This is a genomic window from Actinocrispum sp. NPDC049592 (assembly GCF_040675465.1).
Classification (GTDB): Bacteria; Actinomycetota; Actinomycetes; order Mycobacteriales; family Pseudonocardiaceae; genus Kibdelosporangium.
Genome location: NZ_JBFAPA010000004.1, coordinates 314,363 through 332,547 on the forward strand (window position 1 = coordinate 314,363; position 18,185 = coordinate 332,547).

20 protein-coding genes are annotated in these 18,185 nt (G+C 67.2%); 8 read left to right on the forward strand and 12 right to left on the reverse strand.

All coding sequences use genetic code 11. The features are described from left to right. Nucleotides 1-453 precede the first annotated feature (453 nt). The 3 genes from AB0J95_RS13685 to AB0J95_RS13695 form a co-directional block, all read right to left on the reverse strand. On the reverse strand, nt 454-897 hold the full coding sequence (locus tag AB0J95_RS13685; RefSeq protein WP_364756849.1) for a hypothetical protein: 444 nt from the start codon (nt 895-897) through the stop codon (nt 454-456). 367 nt (nt 898-1,264) lie between these two features. Beyond that, entirely contained in the window at nt 1,265-1,924 is a 660-nt protein-coding gene (locus AB0J95_RS13690) for a Type 1 glutamine amidotransferase-like domain-containing protein (protein WP_364756851.1), read from the reverse strand. 305 nt (nt 1,925-2,229) lie between these two features. Then, nucleotides 2,230-2,784: a hypothetical protein gene (locus AB0J95_RS13695; RefSeq protein WP_364756853.1), complete on the reverse strand. Its 555-nt coding sequence runs from the start codon at nt 2,782-2,784 to the stop codon at nt 2,230-2,232. A gap of 303 nt (nt 2,785-3,087) precedes the next feature. On the opposite strand from AB0J95_RS13695, the gene AB0J95_RS13700 reads away from it, so the two are divergent. Continuing rightward, nucleotides 3,088-3,738: an alpha/beta hydrolase-fold protein gene (locus tag AB0J95_RS13700; protein WP_364756855.1), complete on the forward strand. Its 651-nt coding sequence runs from the start codon at nt 3,088-3,090 to the stop codon at nt 3,736-3,738. 160 nt (nt 3,739-3,898) lie between these two features. Further along, complete coding sequence (locus tag AB0J95_RS13705; protein WP_364756856.1) at nt 3,899-4,528, forward strand: nucleoside deaminase; 630 nt, start codon at nt 3,899-3,901, stop codon at nt 4,526-4,528. 220 nt (nt 4,529-4,748) lie between these two features. Here the strand turns inward: AB0J95_RS13705 and AB0J95_RS13710 are convergent, their stop codons facing one another. After that, entirely contained in the window at nt 4,749-5,633 is an 885-nt protein-coding gene (locus AB0J95_RS13710) for a hypothetical protein (protein WP_364756858.1), read from the reverse strand. 60 nt (nt 5,634-5,693) lie between these two features. On the opposite strand from AB0J95_RS13710, the gene AB0J95_RS13715 reads away from it, so the two are divergent. Beyond that, nucleotides 5,694-6,140 (forward strand): MarR family transcriptional regulator, encoded by a 447-nt coding sequence (locus tag AB0J95_RS13715; protein WP_364756860.1) that lies wholly within the window; start codon nt 5,694-5,696, stop codon nt 6,138-6,140. A 459-nt stretch (nt 6,141-6,599) separates the two neighbouring features. After that, complete coding sequence (locus tag AB0J95_RS13720; protein ID WP_364756862.1) at nt 6,600-7,961, forward strand: S8 family peptidase; 1,362 nt, start codon at nt 6,600-6,602, stop codon at nt 7,959-7,961. Between the two features lie 432 nt (nt 7,962-8,393). Here AB0J95_RS13720 and AB0J95_RS13725 read toward each other — a convergent pair whose 3' ends face one another. Continuing rightward, nucleotides 8,394-8,843 carry a hypothetical protein gene (locus AB0J95_RS13725; RefSeq protein ID WP_364756864.1) on the reverse strand — a complete coding sequence of 150 codons (450 nt, stop codon included), beginning with the start codon at nt 8,841-8,843 and terminating at the stop codon, nt 8,394-8,396. 65 nt (nt 8,844-8,908) lie between these two features. Here AB0J95_RS13725 and AB0J95_RS13730 point away from each other — a divergent pair, with 65 nt between their 5' ends. Then, nucleotides 8,909-9,352 (forward strand): hypothetical protein, encoded by a 444-nt coding sequence (locus AB0J95_RS13730; protein ID WP_364756865.1) that lies wholly within the window; start codon nt 8,909-8,911, stop codon nt 9,350-9,352. 130 nt (nt 9,353-9,482) lie between these two features. Here the strand turns inward: AB0J95_RS13730 and AB0J95_RS13735 are convergent, their stop codons facing one another. The 6 genes from AB0J95_RS13735 to AB0J95_RS13760 form a co-directional block, all read right to left on the reverse strand. Next, complete coding sequence (locus AB0J95_RS13735) at nt 9,483-10,550, reverse strand: ABC transporter permease (protein WP_364756866.1); 1,068 nt, start codon at nt 10,548-10,550, stop codon at nt 9,483-9,485. After that, nucleotides 10,550-11,431, reverse strand: a complete 882-nt coding sequence (locus AB0J95_RS13740; RefSeq protein ID WP_364756868.1) for an ATP-binding cassette domain-containing protein — start codon at nt 11,429-11,431, stop codon at nt 10,550-10,552. The genes AB0J95_RS13735 and AB0J95_RS13740 overlap by 1 nt, the downstream gene beginning before the upstream one ends. A gap of 74 nt (nt 11,432-11,505) precedes the next feature. Continuing rightward, a complete protein-coding gene (locus AB0J95_RS13745; RefSeq protein ID WP_364756870.1) occupies nt 11,506-12,168 on the reverse strand; it encodes a response regulator transcription factor in 663 nt (220 codons plus the stop codon). Further along, the gene (locus tag AB0J95_RS13750) at nt 12,165-13,439 is read right to left on the reverse strand and encodes a sensor histidine kinase (protein ID WP_364756872.1); all 1,275 of its coding nucleotides are present in this window, start codon (nt 13,437-13,439) and stop codon (nt 12,165-12,167) included. Before AB0J95_RS13750 ends, AB0J95_RS13745 begins: the two co-directional genes overlap by 4 nt. Before the next feature lie 56 nt (nt 13,440-13,495). After that, the gene (locus tag AB0J95_RS13755; protein WP_364756874.1) at nt 13,496-13,906 is read right to left on the reverse strand and encodes a hypothetical protein; all 411 of its coding nucleotides are present in this window, start codon (nt 13,904-13,906) and stop codon (nt 13,496-13,498) included. A gap of 222 nt (nt 13,907-14,128) precedes the next feature. After that, entirely contained in the window at nt 14,129-14,632 is a 504-nt protein-coding gene (locus AB0J95_RS13760) for a MarR family transcriptional regulator (RefSeq protein ID WP_364756876.1), read from the reverse strand. Between the two features lie 72 nt (nt 14,633-14,704). Here AB0J95_RS13760 and AB0J95_RS13765 point away from each other — a divergent pair, with 72 nt between their 5' ends. The 3 genes from AB0J95_RS13765 (at nt 14,705) to AB0J95_RS13775 (ending at nt 17,372) form a co-directional block, all read left to right on the forward strand. Next, nucleotides 14,705-15,574: a helix-turn-helix domain-containing protein gene (locus AB0J95_RS13765; RefSeq protein ID WP_364756878.1), complete on the forward strand. Its 870-nt coding sequence runs from the start codon at nt 14,705-14,707 to the stop codon at nt 15,572-15,574. A 159-nt stretch (nt 15,575-15,733) separates the two neighbouring features. After that, nucleotides 15,734-16,681: an NADP-dependent oxidoreductase gene (locus tag AB0J95_RS13770; RefSeq protein ID WP_364756879.1), complete on the forward strand. Its 948-nt coding sequence runs from the start codon at nt 15,734-15,736 to the stop codon at nt 16,679-16,681. A gap of 133 nt (nt 16,682-16,814) precedes the next feature. Next, nucleotides 16,815-17,372 carry an isoprenylcysteine carboxylmethyltransferase family protein gene (locus AB0J95_RS13775; protein ID WP_364756881.1) on the forward strand — a complete coding sequence of 186 codons (558 nt, stop codon included), beginning with the start codon at nt 16,815-16,817 and terminating at the stop codon, nt 17,370-17,372. Nucleotides 17,373-17,530: 158 nt separating this feature from the next. On the opposite strand, the gene AB0J95_RS13780 is transcribed toward AB0J95_RS13775, so the two are convergent. Further along, entirely contained in the window at nt 17,531-18,142 is a 612-nt protein-coding gene (locus AB0J95_RS13780; RefSeq protein WP_364756883.1) for a TetR family transcriptional regulator, read from the reverse strand. Between the last annotated feature and the right edge of the window lie 43 nt (nt 18,143-18,185).

An 18,185-nucleotide genomic window follows, 5' to 3' on the forward strand; every position in this document is an offset into this window, starting at 1 on the left:
TGACACACCGAAGCACAGTGTCACCGTCAGCACGAATGCTCCCGTCATCCAGGGCAGTCGTCTCGCAACGTGAGCCATGAAAGCCTCCCTTGTAGGCTCTTCACCCGGCCCCTAGCCATTTCCGAGTATTGTCAAAGATCACGCATCGACATCATGCCCGCCGGGAGGGCGTACGGCTGGGAGAAATATTCCCGTGGGAACGTGCCAACAGTTCGGTTTGCTTCTATTCCAAGCGCCGGCTGAGCGGCTGGCCGACAGCAGCAGCTGGCTATGAGAGTGGGGTCTGGCCACGCAACCCGAATCGTGTACGGGCTTCGGGATCCCGAACAAGAGAGACGGCTGGCCGGACGCCGTGCGCTGGGTGCTGTCAGTTGAGCTTAGCCACCATGGACAATGCCAGGCGATTACTATGGCCGGCCACCCGTAACAATCGTGCCGATGGACAGCTTGGAGCTATCGCCTCAAGCGGATGACTTGGATTCCCGAGCCGCCGCTCTCGCAGACAAAAGTCGGCGAGCATAGGAACGCCGAGATCTGGATGGTGGCGTTGCCTTGCCGGAATGGCGCCGGACTCGCGGTGTCCACCCAGACCAGGTAGCTATTGGTGTGTGGCATCCCATCGCAGATGATTGGGTTCTCATTGAATCCTTGGCCGAATGCAATCCTCCCGGATACCGCTTGTCTCAGATTGGCGCCTCCCTGGTTGGTCCGGACTTCCAGTGGGGCGCAAGTGATCTCTGCCGGGACGCGGACCAGCGTTCGGTCCAGCAGGATGCCGGTTGCATTGACAGTAATGGTGACAGATACGTCATCTGCGTGGGCAGTCATGGGCGCCACGATCGTCACCACGACAGGCAACGACAGCGCAAGCATCGAACGTGAGAACCATTTTGACACGCCAACCTCCATAGGGGTCGTTCTCTGATCACGCGGGTCATCAGGATCCACGACGTCAGTGCACCCTCCATCCCAAGAGTGCCTTCGTCGTAATGTCGTAGATGTTCACCGGAAAGTTACTGTGGCAACTCGTATGGTCTAACAAATCCAACTATCTGTCCGAAACGATCGTTGCACCTCGGATCGTCGGTCACCTCTCGATGATCGTTGTTGAGTCCACGGCAAGCCGTTTGGCGAGCGTCCTCAATTCGGCATGAGCGGATCTGGGACGACATGATCAATTGAAGTGCTCACTCAGCACCGAGAAAGTGCGCTGAGTCGACAAGGTCACTTCCAACCACGCGATGTCCTGAACGCCGGACGGCTCTCACCCGAACTTCGTCCAGTGCCCTTCGGAGATCACCTCGACGGAGCCGTCGACGACTTTGATGGCCGTCTGTTCGTCGATGGCGTAGGCCGGGACGCCGATGTCGGCGGCCCATCGCTGCGCGTCGGCCAGGGTGTTCGTCGGGAAGGCGTCCAGGTGCGGGAAGATCGAGAAGTCGACGACTCCCAGGGTGCGGTCGTCCGGCGCGGACAGCCACTCGACGAAGTACGACCCGATCCTGGGCGTCATCACCATGCTTCCAGCACTCACCCCCACCCACACCGTGTCGGGCAGCGAAGGCAGCAGATCGGCCAGTCCGGACTCGCGCATCCAGTGGCACAGGTACGTCGCGTCGCCGCCATCGACCAGGAGCACGTCAGCCTCCTGGACCCAGGGAACCCATCGCTGCGCGCCGATGGTGGGCAGTGCGGTGAGTTCGAGGACACCGAGTGACGCCCAGCCCAGGCCGGAGAACTGCCGCCACCTGGGCTCGGCGGCCACGAATCCCCGCACCGAGACCGGATCGCACATGGGGTGTCCCCACTTTGCCGTCGGAACGCAGAGGGCGTGGCACTCGGAGATCGGCTTGCCGAGAAGCCGCACGAGCGCCGAGTGGATGCTCGGGTTCGTGACACCCCCTGAGGTAAGCAGCAGCTTCACCGGTGCCTCCAAATCCGTGAGTACGAGATCGACATACTGGGAAGACCAGGGATCGAGCCGGAACTCATCGCAGCCGGCGCGATCGTGAGGTACCCGGATGGTGGCGGTCGGACAGCTTCGGGACGGGCCCGTCATGAATAGGTCCACTGAGGGACGCAGCGATGTTCGGACACGACAACACACCCACACAAGCAGCCATGGCCCGGCGGATCAGCACGAGATCCGCCTACCATTGGCGCCACCCTGTTGCCGCTGCTTTTCGAGCTAGACACGCGACACGATGGACTGGATGTACGGCCACCGGATCAAATGGGAGAACTTTCCGGCGGGTCGGACTGCTTGAGTCGGTGGACGCGGCGGCTCTCGCCGCGTAGGTAGGCGACCGTCCGGCCGCTTGGCCGGGTCCGCACCCAGCCATGCTCCTCACTCGACGGCTTCGAGTCGTCCACCTTGGTCATGTCGCCGCGCAGTGGGCGGAAGTCCTGCCACGCCAGGTAGAGGGGAAAGGCCGCGATGAGGACGAAGATGGCGAACAAGACGTACGCCAGGGCTGCGTCGTCGTCACTGTCGTACTTCATCAAGTCGGGAAGGAAACCAAGCCATAGGAGGACTTCGAGTCCCACCGTGATCCCGAGGGAGACCCACAGCGACAGTCTGCGCACCGAGCGCCGGAGCATCACCGAACGTGTCAACAGCCCGACCCGGTAGTGCTCATCACATTCGTAGCACGACAACGTGACGGCCGCGGTGAACACCGGATCGTCAGATGTGGACGTCAGCGGCACCATGGCAGAGACCGAGTGGTCCGGCCACGCCCGCCGGACGCTCGGCTCGTTCGGATTCGGGCCGTAGTCCCTCAAGTGGACAAGTTCAGCTTTGCCGTTGTCCATGTAGTGCAGTAGATGCCCTGCTGCCGTAGGGGACAAGCGGCCAAATCGGCTAACCAGGCTCGGGGGTTTCAGAAGTGGCCCTTCGCTGGCCGGAAACCTCGTCCGTGCTGTTCAGATCCGTATCGACGACCTTGATGGCCGTCTGTTCGTCGACGGCGTAGGCCGGGACGCCGAATGCGCATGCAGCGGCGACTGGATCGGCGACGAAGGAATCCGCTAGCTTCACACCCTTGTGGACACGGCCGAGTGCGCTGCTGACCGGAGGAATCGACGATGTCGATGGCGGGCGAGCTGGTCACCGAGACCTTCGAGTACGACGGAGGTCGTCAGGTCACGGTCTACCTCCCGGCGGGTCGGCCCGAGGCGGTGGTGTTCGCCGGTGACGGCGAGTTGATCTCACAGTGGGGTCGTGACCTTGAGACCGCGGACGTGCCGCCCACGGTGATCATCGGTGTCCACCGCCTGGCCGATGAGACCCTGCGGCTCCATGAATACTCACCGGGCTTCGATCCGGAACGGTTCTCGGCGCACGAGAGGTTTTTCGGCCAGGACGTCGGCCACTGGGCGCGATCGCGGTTCGGAGTGGCCCTGCCCGCCGAACGCACCGCGGTGTGCGGTGTCTCGGCCGGCGGAGAGCTGGCGTTGGCGATGGGGCTTCGACATCCGGACGTCTACGGCACGGTCTTGTGCGCCTCGCCCGGCGGAGGCTATCGACCACCCACCGCCATGCCGAGTTCCCTTCCACGCACATACCTCGTCGCCGGCACGCTGGAGCCGTTCTTCCTCCACAACGCGACCCGGTGGGCAGACGCGCTGCGCGACGCGGGGGCGGAGGTCGTGTTGAACGAGCGGGTCGGATCGCACGGCGACGCATTCTGGCGCGAAGAGTTCCCGCTGATGGTGGCGTGGGCGTTCGGACGATGAAGTCCGAGGTCACCCGCGCAACGCACTGCCCTCGGCATGAGCGGACGCCGGCAACGTGATCAATTCGCATGCGCGTGCTCGGCGGCATGTGAGGATGTTCGACTGTTCTCATGGACTCTGACTTACCTGGGTGTGTGTCGGGCGTGAAGGATGTTGTGCTGTGACTGGGGACTTGATCGCTGCATGGCATGACGCCGGTCTGGGTGTCACGCGGAGTCTGGAGCTTGCTCATCGGTCTTTGCTTGCCGGCGGTCTGCCGGTTGGCGCCGTGGTGATGGACTCTGGTGGTGAGGTGGTCGCAGAAGGCCGTAATCGGGCGTATGACCCGCCCGGCGGTGATGACCGGTTGCAGGGCAGCCCGATCGCTCATGCGGAGATGAACGCGTTGGCCCGCATCGCCGTCAGCGCGGATCTGTCTACGACCACACTGTGGAGCTCCCACCGCCCGTGCGCGATGTGTGCGGCAGCGTGTGAATTCGCCGGCGTCGGGCGGGTTCGGTTCGTGGCCCCTGACCCCTCGGACGATCAGGCCGGCCCCGATCCGATCGGCGTGCACGGCCCGTGGCTGATCGTCGCCAACCTGCTCTTTCTGACCGGCATCCGCGCGTACTCCGGTGCCGGTGCCCCGATCCTCCTGCGGGCCCGCGATCGTGAGCGGGAGACCACCGACCTGCTCGACATGGTTGCGCCGCAACAGTTGCGAACCGCCACCCTGTCGGATGCACTGGGACCCATCTGGCCGCACGTCGTCAACGCCGCCCAGCGGCGGCAGCACCGCATCGGCGGTTGACGTCTCGATCGTGCCAGCCTTGCGTGGCAGCTCATGTCCGACGACAACGGAGTTACCGGCGAGGTCACACGCACCACCCAGCAGAGGAGGGTGTCGCCGATGATCATTTGTCGAAGTTCGATCAGCGGCACGAGAGTGCGTCGAGCAAGGGCCTCCCGTTGAGGTCGTGGGACTACAGTCGCGAACGTCGCGATGGCGCTGCCACCTGTCGGGGTGGTCGTCAGCCGAGGCGGTAGTGGACTCGGCCAACGGACAGCCCTGGCGAGTGCCCTTCGCGCCGCGAGCCGTTGAAGAACACGACCAGGTCGTTGCCCTGTCTGACCGCCGATGGTTTCCACACGCCGTCGCGGTGCCATGGCGTGCCATCGGTGGTGGACACCAGTTGTATCGGTCGCGGCCAGTCGCCGAGCGTTTCGGCCTGCGCCCACCACACCCCGTCGCCGGGACCGGGGGTGGCGGTCAGTGGGTGCTTCGCGGTCACCAGGTCGAGAGCGGCACCTGATTCGGTGACGACGGCGTCGAATTCACCGTCGGCGGCGACGATCCGCCTGCCGGTCCAGCTGGTGACGCCGTCCGGGCTTTCCGCATACCCGACCACCTGGGTGCGGTCAACAGACAGGCCGGTGCAGTACCAGAGCATCCAGCGACCACCGTGGTAAAGCAGGTTCGGTTCGGCGACGGTGCCGAGTTCCCACGGTTCGGTCGCGGTGAACACCGGCTCGGGGTGACGGACCCACTCCGAACCGTCCCATTCCAGGAACCCGATCGAGTACGGCCCGGTGATGTCGGTCCAGGCTGCCGAACTCGCGTAGTAGAGGCGTTCGACCCACCGTCCGCCCGATCGGCCGCGCACATGGGAAACGCAGTGGTAGCCGGTGGCGTCCCAGCTGTTCGACGGGGTCGGCGGCGCGCACCGTCCGTCGATCGTCCACTCCAGACTGTCCACGGTGGCCCCCGGTGGCAGGTGGGCGGCACGCAGGTCGATCCGGGGCACGGCCGGATCGGCGAGTTCACCCATGATCATCCACCAGCGGTCGTCACGCCGCATCAGCGTGACGTCGGCACCGTCGAACAGTCTGGACTTGTCGAGCAGTTCCGGTCGCATGTCGCCATCATGACCGAAAGTGATACGATGGTCAAACAATACGACGATCGAAGGACTCGCATGTCGGTCGAACGACTACTGGCCGCGCAGCAGCGCGCGGCGGCGCGGGGGACCGTGCTCGCCGAACTGATCGCCGCCCGGCTCGGCATCACCCCGACCGACCTGAAGTGCATGCACCTGCTCGCACAGGGTCCTCGAACCGCCCGCGCGCTGGCCGATGAGCTGCGGCTCACGCCCAGTGCGACCACCACGGTGATCGACCGGCTGGAGCGTGCCGGTTTCGCGACCAGGCAACGCGATTCCGCGGACCGGCGGCAGGTGACCGTCCGCGCCGTGCCCGAGCGCGTCGCCGACGCGTCGGCGTTGTACCGGCCGTTGTACGAACGGATGGCTGAGCTGGTCAGCGGCTACACCGACGACCAGGTCACGCTGCTGCTGGACTTCGCCGAACGGTCCGACGAGATCCTGGCCGAGGAGATCGGCAGAGTTGGCGGATCGCTCGTCTGACCTCATGCCGTGACCGGACCCCAGCGGAAGATCGCGGGCGGCTCGAGGTCGGAGGCGCCATGCGGTTGGCCCGGACACAATCGAAGGCGGATCGACCAACCGAGCTTCGGTGCGGTTCGACAGGCTCCACCGTTGAACAGCGGCCCGCCGTCGGACAGCGAATTCACACGGTCGCCACAGGACAACATCCCCGCACCGCCTCCACCTATGGCGACCACGACTGAGCGCGTGATCCCTCATCGGCATGAGTGTGTGTCCTTTTCCGGCCTGGACAACGGAACGCAACCTCTTGCCGCCGGCTTTTCCTTGTACCGCAATGGTGAGGCGCCTCATTTTCGCGTTCCATTCATCCGGCGTCGGCCAGATGCCAAATGGCAACCGGGAACACTTCTGACTGTGACTGAGCGCGCTTAACGTCACCCCAATGGGTACACCCGTTCGCGTTGAAGGGAAAGATCCATGAAGAAGCGCTACACGGGCTCGCTTGCCGCGTTGATGATCGCCGGTCTTGCGGTGGCGGCCGGACCTGCCGCGGCAGCACCGGCGCCGGTGGGGGTTCTGGCGGCCGACAATTTCATCGTGTCGTTTGCCGACTCCGCCGAGTCTCACCAGATAACCCATCCGGGGGTCACGGAAATAGGCGAGACGTCGGTGGGTTCCGTGGTGGTCAGACCGGTGTCGCGGGGTCTGACCAAGGCCGGGGCAAGCCGGCTGATGCGGGAGTTGGCCGCGCAGCCCGGGGTCGTCAGCGTCGAACCGGATCTTCGGATGACCGCGCAGTTCACCCCGAACGACCCGCGTTATGCCGAGCAATGGGACCTCTTCGAGGCCACCGGCGGCATCAACGCCCCCGCCGCGTGGGACACCACCAGCGGCGCCGGCGTGACCGTCGCCGTGATCGACACCGGAATCACACCGCACTCCGACCTGTCCGGGAACGTGTTGCCGGGCTTCGACTTCATCAGTGACGCGGCCACCGCGCGGGACGGCAACGGGCGCGACGCGAATCCCAACGACGAGGGTGACTGGTTCAACGCCGGCGAATGCGGCAGCACCACGCCGGAAGCGTCGAGCTGGCACGGCACGCACGTGTCCGGCACCATCGCCGCGCTGACCAACAACTCCGTCGGCGTGGCCGGCATCGCCCGCAACGCCAAGATCCTTCCGGTGCGCGTGCTCGGCAAGTGCGGCGGTTTCACCTCCGACATCGCCGACGCGATCACCTGGGCGTCCGGCGGGCGCGTGGCCCGGGTCCCGGCCAACCCCACCCCGGCCAAAGTGATCAACTTGAGCCTCGGCGGATCCGGCGCGTGCGGCACCACCTTCCAGCGGGCGATCAACGGCGCGGTCTCCCGCGGCACCACCGTGGTGGTCGCAGCCGGCAACTCCAACGCCAACGTCTCCGGCTTTTCCCCCGCCAACTGCGCCAACGTGGTGGCCGTCGCCGCCAATGACCGCGCAGGCAACCGGTCGTTCTACTCCAACTTCGGCGCCGGCATCGACGTCACCGCGCCGGGTGGCGAGGTCCGCCTGGAGACCGACCCGCCGGGCACCCGCAGCCAGCCGCAGAACGGCGTGCTGTCCACCCTCAACACCGGCATGACCGTGCAGGCCACGGAGACCTACTTCACCTACATGGGAACCAGTATGGCCGCCCCGCACGTGGCAGGCCTGGCCGCGCTGATGCTCAGCAAGACCACCCTCACCCCGGCCCAGGTCGAGGCCGCCCTCAAGGCCAACGCCCGACCCCTGCCGGGAACCTGCGCCGGCGGCTGCGGCGCCGGCATCATCGACGCCGCCCGAACGGTCGCGGCGATCTGACCACCCACCAGCCCGAACCGACATCCCCGCTGCCCGAGTCGAGATTCCGCATACCCCGAACCACGATCACGCCCGCCAACCCTGTGGGTGCCGCTTGAGGTCGGGTGGCCCAGGGGAATCCCACCCCCTGGGCTCCCGCAGACCTGGCGCCGTCACAGTCTCCCGTTACCCGGCTGCCCCGCGGGCCGCGAGTAGCTCCCGAGAACGCGCACCGACAGGCCCTCGACCATCGTCCGCGCCGCGCCGTTACCGGACGATGCCCGCGGCCTCAAGCCGCAACCACCGACACCGACCACCCCCGATGCCGCAGTCGCCCCGCAGAACACCGCCGCCGTCACCACTAGGCCCGCACCAAACTCCCGATTCCAGCTCGGCAAGGGTGTACGGACTGGGCCCAATGGCGGCCATCCCACCGTCAGCGACAGACCTTCGCTAGCCGCAGTCAGGCGGGGCGAAGGGCAGGTCGACGAAACCGTCGATGGTCTCACCGGTGTCCAGTCGCTTGGCGTGTACCGACATGCGATTGGTCTGGTTGTGCTTGGCCGGGTTGGGGTGGACCTCCCTGATTCCCTCTGCCGTGGAGATGTCATCCGGGTTGCTGAAGAACCCGACGCCATTGTCCGCGAAGGACACCGACCAGTGTTGCCCGGCGGCGGTGGCGATCTCGAACTCCTCGCCCGCGACCAACGGATTGCCGACCGGCCCATCGTCGTCGTACTGGGACTTCAGTTTCCACGAGGTCCCCAGTGTGCCGACACCGTTCGTCTTCACCGCTGGGCCGCACCTGCGACCACTCGCTTGCGCGATGCCACCACCCGTCACACTGCTGACGACAGCCAGGCCACTGAGAGCGATGGCGATCCCGGCCGTTGCTTTGCGCATCAAACATCCTCCCACTCCGTCTGGATGCTCACATGTGTTGATACGCAGGAGGGTTACGGTTGCCGATGTGGAGTCGCGGGCGGCGCTCTTCCGCCGTCTGGCCGCCGATCGGCGCGTTGCTGGTGACGGTCGACCCGGCTCCACGCCAGGCCTGTCAGGCCGCGCACGCCCCACTGGACTTCGCCCTGACCCACCCCGGCCTGCTCACCCAGTGGCACAAGCATTCCAACACCCTGGTCGTGCTTGCCGCCCGCGATGAACTCGCCCTCACCCGATGTTTCACCGATGCCGTGTCGGCCGGGTTGCGGGCGGTCGCCTTCCACCAACCCGACATCGGCGGAGCGTTGACCGCGGTCGCGCTCGAGCCCCGTGCCGACCGCCTGGTCGCTCATCTTCCAACATTGGACCAACTTGGCCGGTCGCTGACCGCGGCAGAGTTCCGTGGCGCACGCGACGAGATCGCCGACCGCCAGCTGGTGGCCCGCATCGGCGATCCGGACACGACCTGACACCCAGCAGAATGTGCGGTGGACGGCGCCACCCGTTCACCCACGCCGCCCCCGACGCCCAACGGCCGGGCAGCCGCCTCTAAAGCGGTTCCAAGCGGGTTCGACTCCCGCCGGGGCACCAGAAGTTCCACTAGTTCTCCGCCTGCTTCCAGGCCGTGGTGAGGGCGAGTTTGCCCCTGGTGTGCAGCAGTGACCCGGAGTAGAGCCGGCTCGCGAACAGCACGATCAGGACGGTCGTACCGGCCAGCAGCCCCAGTGCGACCAGCGCCTCCCAGGCCTGTGCGTCGCCGGTGAACATCCGGACCGGCATGGCGATCGCCGCGGAGAACGGGACGTAGGACAGCACGGTCAGCACGATCTCGTTGTCCGACGCCATCAACACGCCCAGGTAGGGGCCGAGGAGCAGCAGCATCACCAGGCTCATGCTGGAGCCGAGGTCCTCCTGGCGGCTGACCATCGACCCGGCGACCGCCCACAGCGCCGTGAGCAGAACGAATCCCAGGCACAGGAACGGGACGAACCAGCCGAGCGCGGGTCCGGTCATCGCCAGCAGTTCGGTGTGACCGCCGAGCCGCAACGCGAGCGGTGCCGCCACGATGAGCAGCACCGCCTGGCCGATGGTGAGCAGCGAATGGCCGATGATCTTGCCCGCGAGCATCGCCCGCACGGGGATGGTCGAGACGAGGATCTCCACCACCCGGGTCTGTTTCTCCGAGACGGTGCCCTGGGCGACAGCGGCCCCGCCCATGCCGAACACGAAGAACACCAACGCGAAGGCCTGGATGACGACGGTGCGAGCGCCGTGGCTGACCGCCGCGGGTGCGAGCAGATCGACCGGTGGCGCGGTGTGCAGCGCGGCGATCACCGTGACCGGCGGGTCGGACAGGGCGACCACGCGGACGCCGGAGCCGTCCGAGACGACCGCCGCGTCCACATCCTCCGCGCGAACGAGATCCTCCGCGGCGCTCCGGGAGTCAACCTGGCGGACGTCCAGGTCCGCGCCGGTCAGTACTGCCGCCGCCGACGAGCCCACGGCGGCGACGCTCGGTTTGCCGCCGCCGAACACCGTCGGCAGGATGGCCACGGCGAACAGCCCGGCCAGCACGACCGCGAAGCCGATCCAGAAACCCTTGAGCCGCAGCATGGTCCTGATCTCACGTTCGGCGATCAGCCGGGTCGCCGCCGCGAACGACGTCATCAGACGGCCTCCTTGAAGATCTCTTCCAGGGTCGGCACGACCGGGGTGAAGCTGCGCACCTCGCCCCGCCGCAGGGCGGCGTGCAGGATCTGCTGGTCGCTGTGTCCGTTGTGGACTTCGAAGACCGCCCTCGGACCGTCCATGTCGACCACACTGACCTCCGGATGATCACGCAGCCAGCCCGCGTCGGAATCCACGACGAGCTCGAAACGCGCTGTGCCGTAACGGTTACGTAGTTCCTGCCGCCCGCCGCTCGCGGTGATCCGGCCGCCGGAGATGATCACCACGTCGTCACAGAGCCGTTCGACGAGGGCGAGCTGGTGGCTGGAGAACAGCACCGAGACACCTCGTGCGGCCCGGTCACGCAACACGCGCAGCACGATGTCGACGGCGATCGGATCCAGGCCGGAGAACGGCTCGTCGAGGATCAGCAGCTCGGGGTCGTGCACGAGCGCGGCGGCGATCTGGGCGCGCTGCTGGTTGCCCAGCGACAGCTCCTCCAGCTTGTCACCGGCCCGTCCGGCCAGGTCGAGCTGGTCCAGCAGCTGCCGGGTGTTGTCCTGGGCCGTCCGGTCGTCCAGCCCGTGCAGCCGGCCGAGCCAGCTGATCTGCTCGGCCACCTTCATCTTCGGGTACAGGCCGCGTTCCTCTGGCATGTAACCGAAGCGCTGGCGGACCGGCTGGGTCACCGGCGTGCCCTGCCAGGTGACTGTGCCACCGTGCGGGGCGAGGACGCCGAGGATGATCCGCATCGTGGTCGTCTTGCCGGATCCGTTGGCGCCGAGGAACCCGGTCATCCGTCCGGAGTGGACGTCGAACGACACCTCGTCCAGGACACGGTGATCGGCGAAGTCGCGGCTCACCGAGGTCACTTTCAACATGCCCCGGACGTTAGGGCGATGGGCGGGTCCGGCGCGTCCGGCGCGGGACCGACCTCCGGGGTCCTCCGCGAGGACTAGGGAGTGCGGCCGGGGGCGACGATTCCGTTCTCGTAGGCGAAGACCACGGCGTGGGTGCGGTCGCGCAAGTCCAGTTTGGCCAGTACCCGCGACACATGGGTCTTCACGGTCGTCTCGGCCAGGAACAAGGCCCGCGCGATCTCGATGTTGCTCGCCCCGCGCGCCAGCAACACCAGCACCTCGAACTCGCGGTCGGTCAGCGTCTCCGGGCGGCGCAGCGGAACCGGGGCGGGAGCGCTGAACCGGGCGATCACCCGCCTGGTGACCTCGGGGGACAGCAGGGCATCGCCGCGGGCGACGACCCGCACGGACTCGACGAGGTCCTCGGGTGAGGCGTTCTTCAGCAGGAACCCGCTCGCGCCCGCGCGCAGCGCCTCGAACAAGTAGTCCTCCCGGTCGAACGTGGTCAGGATGACGACCTTCGCCGGGTTCGTCCCGGGCCCGAGGATGCGCCGGGTCGCTTCCAGCCCGTCGATACCCGGCATCTGGACGTCCAGCAGGACCACGTCGGGTGCCAGCCGGGTGACCTGCTCGACCGCGGTCAGGCCGTCGCCCGCCTCGCCGACCACCTCGATGTCGTCCTCCGCCCCGAGGATGACCCGGAACCCGGCCCGGACCAGGTCGTGATCGTCGGCGAGAACCACCCGTAACCTGCTCACGGCGCCGTGAACTCCTTCATGTCCTGTGTGGACGGAAACGTGGCACGGACCCGGAAACCGCCGTCGCGTCGTGGCCCGGCCTCCACTTCGCCACCGTGTACCGCGACTCGTTCCCGTATGCCCAGCAACCCGAAGCCGCGGTCCGGCTGGACCTGCGTGCCGTGGCCGTCGTCAGCGATCTCGACTTCGAGGGTGTTGTCCAGGTAGCGCAGACGCACGTCGGCCTGCCGTGCGCCGGAGTGTTTGACGACGTTCGTCAGTGCCTCTTGGACGACTCGATATGCCGACAGGGCAACGGCTTGTGGCACTGGCCGGGTGTCCCCGTACACCCCGTACCGCACCTCGATCCCGGCTGAGCGAGTCGCGGACACCAAGTCGGGCACCTGGTCCAGGCCGAACGGCGCGCTCGCGTCGGCGGAGTCGTCCGCTCGGAGGACTCCCAGCAGTCCCCGCAGTTCGCCGATGGCGACCCGGGCGGTCTGCTCGACGTTCCGCAGCGCTTCGCTGGCAACGTCGTGGTCCTTGTCCAGGACGCGCCGGGCCGCGCTGGCCTGGACCCCCATCACCGACACATGGTGGGCCACCACGTCATGCAGATCCCGCGCGATGCGGACACGTTCGGCGACGATGGCGCCCCGCGTGTTCTGCTCCTGGGCCGCCCGCAGCTGTTCGGCGCGGTGCTCGAGCTCGGCCTGCTGGCATGCGGTCACCCAGCCGACGTTGCCGAAGAAGTAGGCGCCCAGGAAGAACATCCCGTTGAAGACGATGTTGTAGAGCACCGCGGCCACCAACGGATCCAGCGGCCCGGCCGCACCGGGGAACTGCGGGGCCTGCTGGTGCAGCAACTGGCTGGTCATGTTGTAGGCGAGCAACGCGAACATCGCCACGATCGCCGTGATCCGCCACCACCGGGCGGCTGTCCGGTTGCGTTCCCACGCACCCGCCGTGTACATCGCGAGGAAAACGGCGATGGACGACACCACGTTCTCGCCGAGGCCACGCATCATGGCCGCGATGAACACCGCGCAGACAATGATGAGGACGGCCAGCGGGTACCGCCTGCGCACGCCGAGCGGCACAGTCACCGCGGCACACCACGCGATCTGCTCGGCGATCGCAGGCGGCCGATCGCTGACCATGGCGGCGATACCCGCGCTGTTGGCGAGCGCCAGCATCAGCAGCGCGCTCACCAGGATGACCAGGCCGATCCAGAGGTCCCGGCGTTGCTCGGCACGGGTGGGCCCCGGTCTCTGCCACCCCTCGCTTGTCATGAGCGACAAGGTATCGGTAAACAGCAGCGGACGGGCGCCGCACCGGCGGGTGCGAATCAGGTGGTGTACACAATGTCCTCGGTCACTGGGGTGCTGCAGGTCATGACGAGTAGGCCCTTGATGAAGTGGTAATAGCAGAGCGTCCAGGTCATCGGGTAGGCGGTGGGTCCGAGCGGAGCGACGGACACCACTTTCTCCCCATCGCAGTTGATCGAAATGACACTGCTTTGACCTTTGTAGGTGTACTTCACGACCTGATAGATGCAGTTGCCGTGGCCGATGATGTGGAACGTGTTGGGCCCGAGCTGGGGTTCGTCGTCACCGGCGGCGTACCACACGTCGAAAGTGGTCGGGCCGCCTCTGTGCGAGGTGTACGCGGCGGCCGGTGTGGCCATCGGCAGGAGCAGCGCGAGGACGGTCGCAACGACGAGCAAGACCCGTCTGGCAAAAACTGAACGGACACGCATGGGAGGACTCCCTTCCGAGCGGGCCGGGTTACCTCTTATGTCATAACCGATCGCTGACACTCACACATGATCAATTCCAGATGGCGGGAGTATGATCAAAGCGCGACCATCGCGCTCGGCCGGTCGTCTTTATCCGGAATAGGCTACAAAAAAAGGGTGTTGCAGACCCGGGACCTCGAAAGATTGGCTCACTGGCAAATTCTGCGCGGTAATTCCGGGCCCTCACCTTTCTCTCGTTCGGCGGCGGGGCGCGGCTGAACGAGGTGGTGCCGAGCGCATGTGGTCTCGCACCGGCGCCAGCAGGCCGGCGAGGGTCTCGACGTCGTGGCGGGAAAGCGGCTCGAAGAGCAGGCTGCCGACCACCTCGACGTGCCCGGGCAGCACTTCGGCGAGCCGCTCGCGCCCGGCGTCGGTGATGGTGACCGTGGTGCTCCGTTCGTCCTCCGGGGAAGGGGCGCGCACCACCAGGCCCGCTTTCTCGAGCAGGCTCGCCTGGTAGGTCAGGCCGCTGCGGCTGTAGACCACGCCGTCGGCCAGGTCGGTCATGCGGTGGCTGCCCGACGGGGAGTCACCGAGCGTGGCCAGTAGCTGGAACTGCACGTAGCTGAGGTCGCCTGCCTCGCGCAGCTGCTGCTCGACCGCGTGCCGCAGCAGGCTGGTCACCTCGATGAGGTCGAAGTAGGCGCCGAGCTGCACGGGGTCGAGCGACGGTGGCGGGTCGGACATGACCGGAGTTTACTGCTTCGAATTCGAAGGGTCGCGTCGAATGCGGGCACCCCGCCGGGGCACACTGGCGCCATGTCGTTGTCCGATCTCGGCGCCGCGGTTCGCTGGCTGCGCGAACACACCGAGCCCGCTGCCGCCGGGCTGCCGGTCGGCGGACTGCGCGCCAACGGCCGGCGAGTCCGCGGACTGCGCCGGGAAGAGCTCGCCGAGCTCGCCGGGGTCTCCGCGGACTACCTCCGGCGGTTGGAGCAGGGACGACGTCACCCCTCGGCCGGCGTGGTGACCGCCATCTCGCGCGCGTTGCGGCTCGACCGGGCGGACTACGAGCGGCTCTGCGCCCTCGCCGGATACGCCGCGGCCGATGGGCACGTGCCACGCGAAGCCGGGCGAGCGGCGATGCAGCTCCTGCGGCGGTTCGACGACACCCCGGCGTTCCTGGCCGACGCGGCGTGGAACGTCGTCGCCGTCAACGGTGCGTGGCTGGCGCTGAGCGGCAGGGCGGCGAGCGGGACCGGGCTGGACTGGAACGTCGCGTGGCGCACGTTCTGCGACCCACGGCGGGAGATCGGTCGCACCGACGAGCACCAGGCCGGTTTCCAGGCCGTGCTCGCCACCCGGCTGCGCGACGCGTACCTGCGCTACCCGGCCGACGCGTCGCTCGGCGAACTCGTCGACGAGCTGCGGAGCACCAGCCGTCCGTTCGACACCCTGTGGCGCACCCCGAAAACGGTGCCCGCCTACGAGAACCGTGCCGTCTTCCGGCATCCGGACGGCGCCGCCATCACGCTCGACGGCGCTCTGCTCGAGGTGCCCGGCGACGACCTGATGGCGGTGGTCCTCACCGCTGAACCGGACTCGGCCGACGCGGCGCGGCTCGGCGAGGTCGTCCGCGCCTCGGGACGGCCGGCCGTGGTCAGGGTGGGCCAAACCGGCCCAGGCTGACCCAGCCCGCGACCACGATCCTGAGGTCCAGTGGATCAAGGGAAACCGCCGGTCCGGCGGTGACCGGCGTCACTTGCTTCGAATTTGAAGCAGCGGTAGCGTGGTCCGCAGTTGCTTCGAATTCGAAGCGAATCACCCTCAGTGAAGGTGGGAACTCCGATGAAGGCAGTGCGTTTCCACGAGTACGGCGACCCTGACGTCCTGCGCTACGAGGACGTGGAGCAGCCGGTACCAGGAGCCGGGCAGGTCCGGATCCGTGTCGCCGCCACGTCGTTCAACTCCGTCGACGGCAATATCCGCGGCGGTTTCATGCGCGGCCCGATCCCGGTGGTTCTGCCGCACATTCCGGGCATCGACGTCGCCGGCACGGTCGATGCCCTGGGCGAGGGCGTCGAAGGCCATCACGTCGGCGACGGGGTCATCGGCTTCCTGCCGATGGACGGCGACGGCGCCGCCGCCGAGTTCGTCCTCGCACCCGCCGAGGTCTTGACTCGCGCCCCCGGCACCATCCCGCTGGCCGATGCCGCCGCCCTGCCGCTGGTCGGGCTGACCGCGTACCAGGCACTGTTCGACCACGCCAAGGTGACGGCCGGGCAGCGCGTGCTGATCAACGGTGCCGGAGGAGCGGTCGGCGGCTACGCCGTGCAGCTGGCCAAGGGCGCCAGTGCCCACGTCATCGCCACGGCCAGCCCGCGCAGCCGCGAAGCGGTCACGTCGGCCGGTGCCGACGAAGTCATCGACCACACCACCACCGGGGTGACCGCCGCGGTAGCCGAGCGGGTCGACGTCGTGCTCAACCTCGCGCCGGTCGATCCGGCGGAGCTGGCCGCGCTGGTCACCCTGGTCCGGCCGGGTGGGGTCGTGGTGAACACGACAGTGTGGATGCCCGCGCCCACAGACGAAGCGCGCGGTGTGCGCGGCATCGACCTGTTCGTCCGCAGCGACGCCAAGCAGCTGTCGGAGCTGGTGGCACTGGTCGAGCGCGGCGACCTGCACGTCGACGTCGCCGAGCGCGTGCCGCTGCCCCAACTGCCGGCGCTGCACGCACGGGCCGCCGAGGGCAAGGCGCACGGCAAGATCGTCGTCGTCCCGGTCGACGGGCTTTGATCAACCTCGTTCACAAATGCCGGACCCGCCATCGACAACAGGCTGACACTTCATTGCGCACAGTTGATCGTGCGCTCATCGGCAGAGGAGTGATAATCGCGGTGTGCTCGCGCACTGAGGGGAGCTGTCGAACTTGGTCCTCATCGTCGTGGCCATCAGCGTCGGCGCCTTCGCGACGGGCGAACTGTTGCAGGCGCTTCGAGTGCGCCGCCGCGCGAAACCCGCTGATGTGCGCGCGGAGATCGCTTTCAGGACGATGTTCTTCGGCGCGATCCTGCTGTTGCCCGTCGGCCGGGCTGTCGCCCCAGCTGCCTCGATGGGTGCGGGTGGGTGGCTGTTCGCGCTCGGGACGGTGATCGGGTGGCTTGGCCTGCTACTGCGCTGGTGGTCCTTTGCCAGCCTGGGCAAGTACTTCACGGTGGTGCTCAGGACCAGTCGCGACCAACCCGTCGTGGACCACGGTCCCTACCGGGTGCTGCGACATCCGAGCTACACCGGCCTCCTGCTCGTCTTCTCCGGAGGCGGCCTGATGGTGGGCAACTGGGTCAGCGCCGTCTCCGCGGCCGGGGCGCTCCTGATCGCTCTGATCTACCGCGTCCGGATCGAGGAACGCGCCCTGAACGCCACGTTGGGCGAGCGTTACCGAGACTACGCGGCAACCCGGGCCCGGCTCGTTCCCTATGTGTGGTGACCATGGTGCAGGCCCCGATCAAGGAACCCCGACATCCGCGCCTGGATCGCACGCAGCTCGGCATGTTCGTCTGTCCTTTGTGGTCACTCGCGATGCGACCACTTCGCGGCATGAGCGGACGTTGACAAGGCTCAGTGACCGCCCCCCGAGGGCCGTATTCACGATGAGGCTGGTTGCCCGGTCAGGCAGTACTGCACGAGAGGGCCGAACCTGTCGACCAGGTCGTCGACGGATGCGGACGCGATCGGTTCGATCCGCATGATGTACCGCGCCACGGTGAGACCGAGGATCTGGACGTTGACCATGGCCGCCCGCAGTGCCGCGTCCGGCGTGCCGAGCATCGCCGCGAGGCGGTCGGTGATCTCCCGGTCGATGAACTCGCGCAGCAGCGCTTCGGACTGAGCGTCGCTCGGCGCGGACCTGGTCAGCATCACGAGCGGGGTGCGGCCGGACTTGTCGAGGTTCTCCAGCAGCGTCCGGACGATGCGCTCGCCGACGGTGTCCAGGTCGCCGCCGGTGAAGATCGACTCTATCGCGGGCGGGACGGTGCCGGGCATGTCGATGGCGGCGCTGAACAGGCCCTGTTTGGTCTTGAAGAAGTAGAACACCATCGCCGGGTCGACCCCTGCCGCGGCGGCGATGGCGCGCACGGTCGTGGCGCCGTAGCCGTGCTGACCGAACAGTTCGCGTGCGGTCTGGAGGATCCGCTGCTTGCTCTCCGCGCCGGACCGCCAGCGTCCGGGACCGCTGCGGGTGTCGTGTTCTGTCATGGCCGCCGCAGCCTAACACCTGTTCTTCACCGCTTGGTGGAGT

What these genes read in the sequence shown, in the direction of transcription:
- AB0J95_RS13720 (WP_364756862.1), top strand. Translation starts at nt 6,600, where the DNA reads ATGAAGAAGCGCTACACGGGCTCGCTTGCCGCGTTGATGATCGCCGGT.
- AB0J95_RS13725 (WP_364756864.1), bottom strand. Translation starts at nt 8,843, where the DNA reads ATGCGCAAAGCAACGGCCGGGATCGCCATCGCTCTCAGTGGCCTGGCT.
- AB0J95_RS13770 (WP_364756879.1), top strand. Translation starts at nt 15,734, where the DNA reads ATGAAGGCAGTGCGTTTCCACGAGTACGGCGACCCTGACGTCCTGCGC.
- AB0J95_RS13700 (WP_364756855.1), top strand. Translation starts at nt 3,088, where the DNA reads ATGTCGATGGCGGGCGAGCTGGTCACCGAGACCTTCGAGTACGACGGA.
- AB0J95_RS13760 (WP_364756876.1), bottom strand. Translation starts at nt 14,632, where the DNA reads ATGTCCGACCCGCCACCGTCGCTCGACCCCGTGCAGCTCGGCGCCTAC.
- AB0J95_RS13730 (WP_364756865.1), top strand. Translation starts at nt 8,909, where the DNA reads ATGTGGAGTCGCGGGCGGCGCTCTTCCGCCGTCTGGCCGCCGATCGGC.
- AB0J95_RS13755 (WP_364756874.1), bottom strand. Translation starts at nt 13,906, where the DNA reads ATGCGTGTCCGTTCAGTTTTTGCCAGACGGGTCTTGCTCGTCGTTGCG.
- AB0J95_RS13735 (WP_364756866.1), bottom strand. Translation starts at nt 10,550, where the DNA reads ATGACGTCGTTCGCGGCGGCGACCCGGCTGATCGCCGAACGTGAGATC.
- AB0J95_RS13740 (WP_364756868.1), bottom strand. Translation starts at nt 11,431, where the DNA reads ATGTTGAAAGTGACCTCGGTGAGCCGCGACTTCGCCGATCACCGTGTC.
- AB0J95_RS13710 (WP_364756858.1), bottom strand. Translation starts at nt 5,633, where the DNA reads ATGCGACCGGAACTGCTCGACAAGTCCAGACTGTTCGACGGTGCCGAC.
- AB0J95_RS13715 (WP_364756860.1), top strand. Translation starts at nt 5,694, where the DNA reads ATGTCGGTCGAACGACTACTGGCCGCGCAGCAGCGCGCGGCGGCGCGG.
- AB0J95_RS13765 (WP_364756878.1), top strand. Translation starts at nt 14,705, where the DNA reads ATGTCGTTGTCCGATCTCGGCGCCGCGGTTCGCTGGCTGCGCGAACAC.
- AB0J95_RS13780 (WP_364756883.1), bottom strand. Translation starts at nt 18,142, where the DNA reads ATGACAGAACACGACACCCGCAGCGGTCCCGGACGCTGGCGGTCCGGC.
- AB0J95_RS13750 (WP_364756872.1), bottom strand. Translation starts at nt 13,439, where the DNA reads ATGACAAGCGAGGGGTGGCAGAGACCGGGGCCCACCCGTGCCGAGCAA.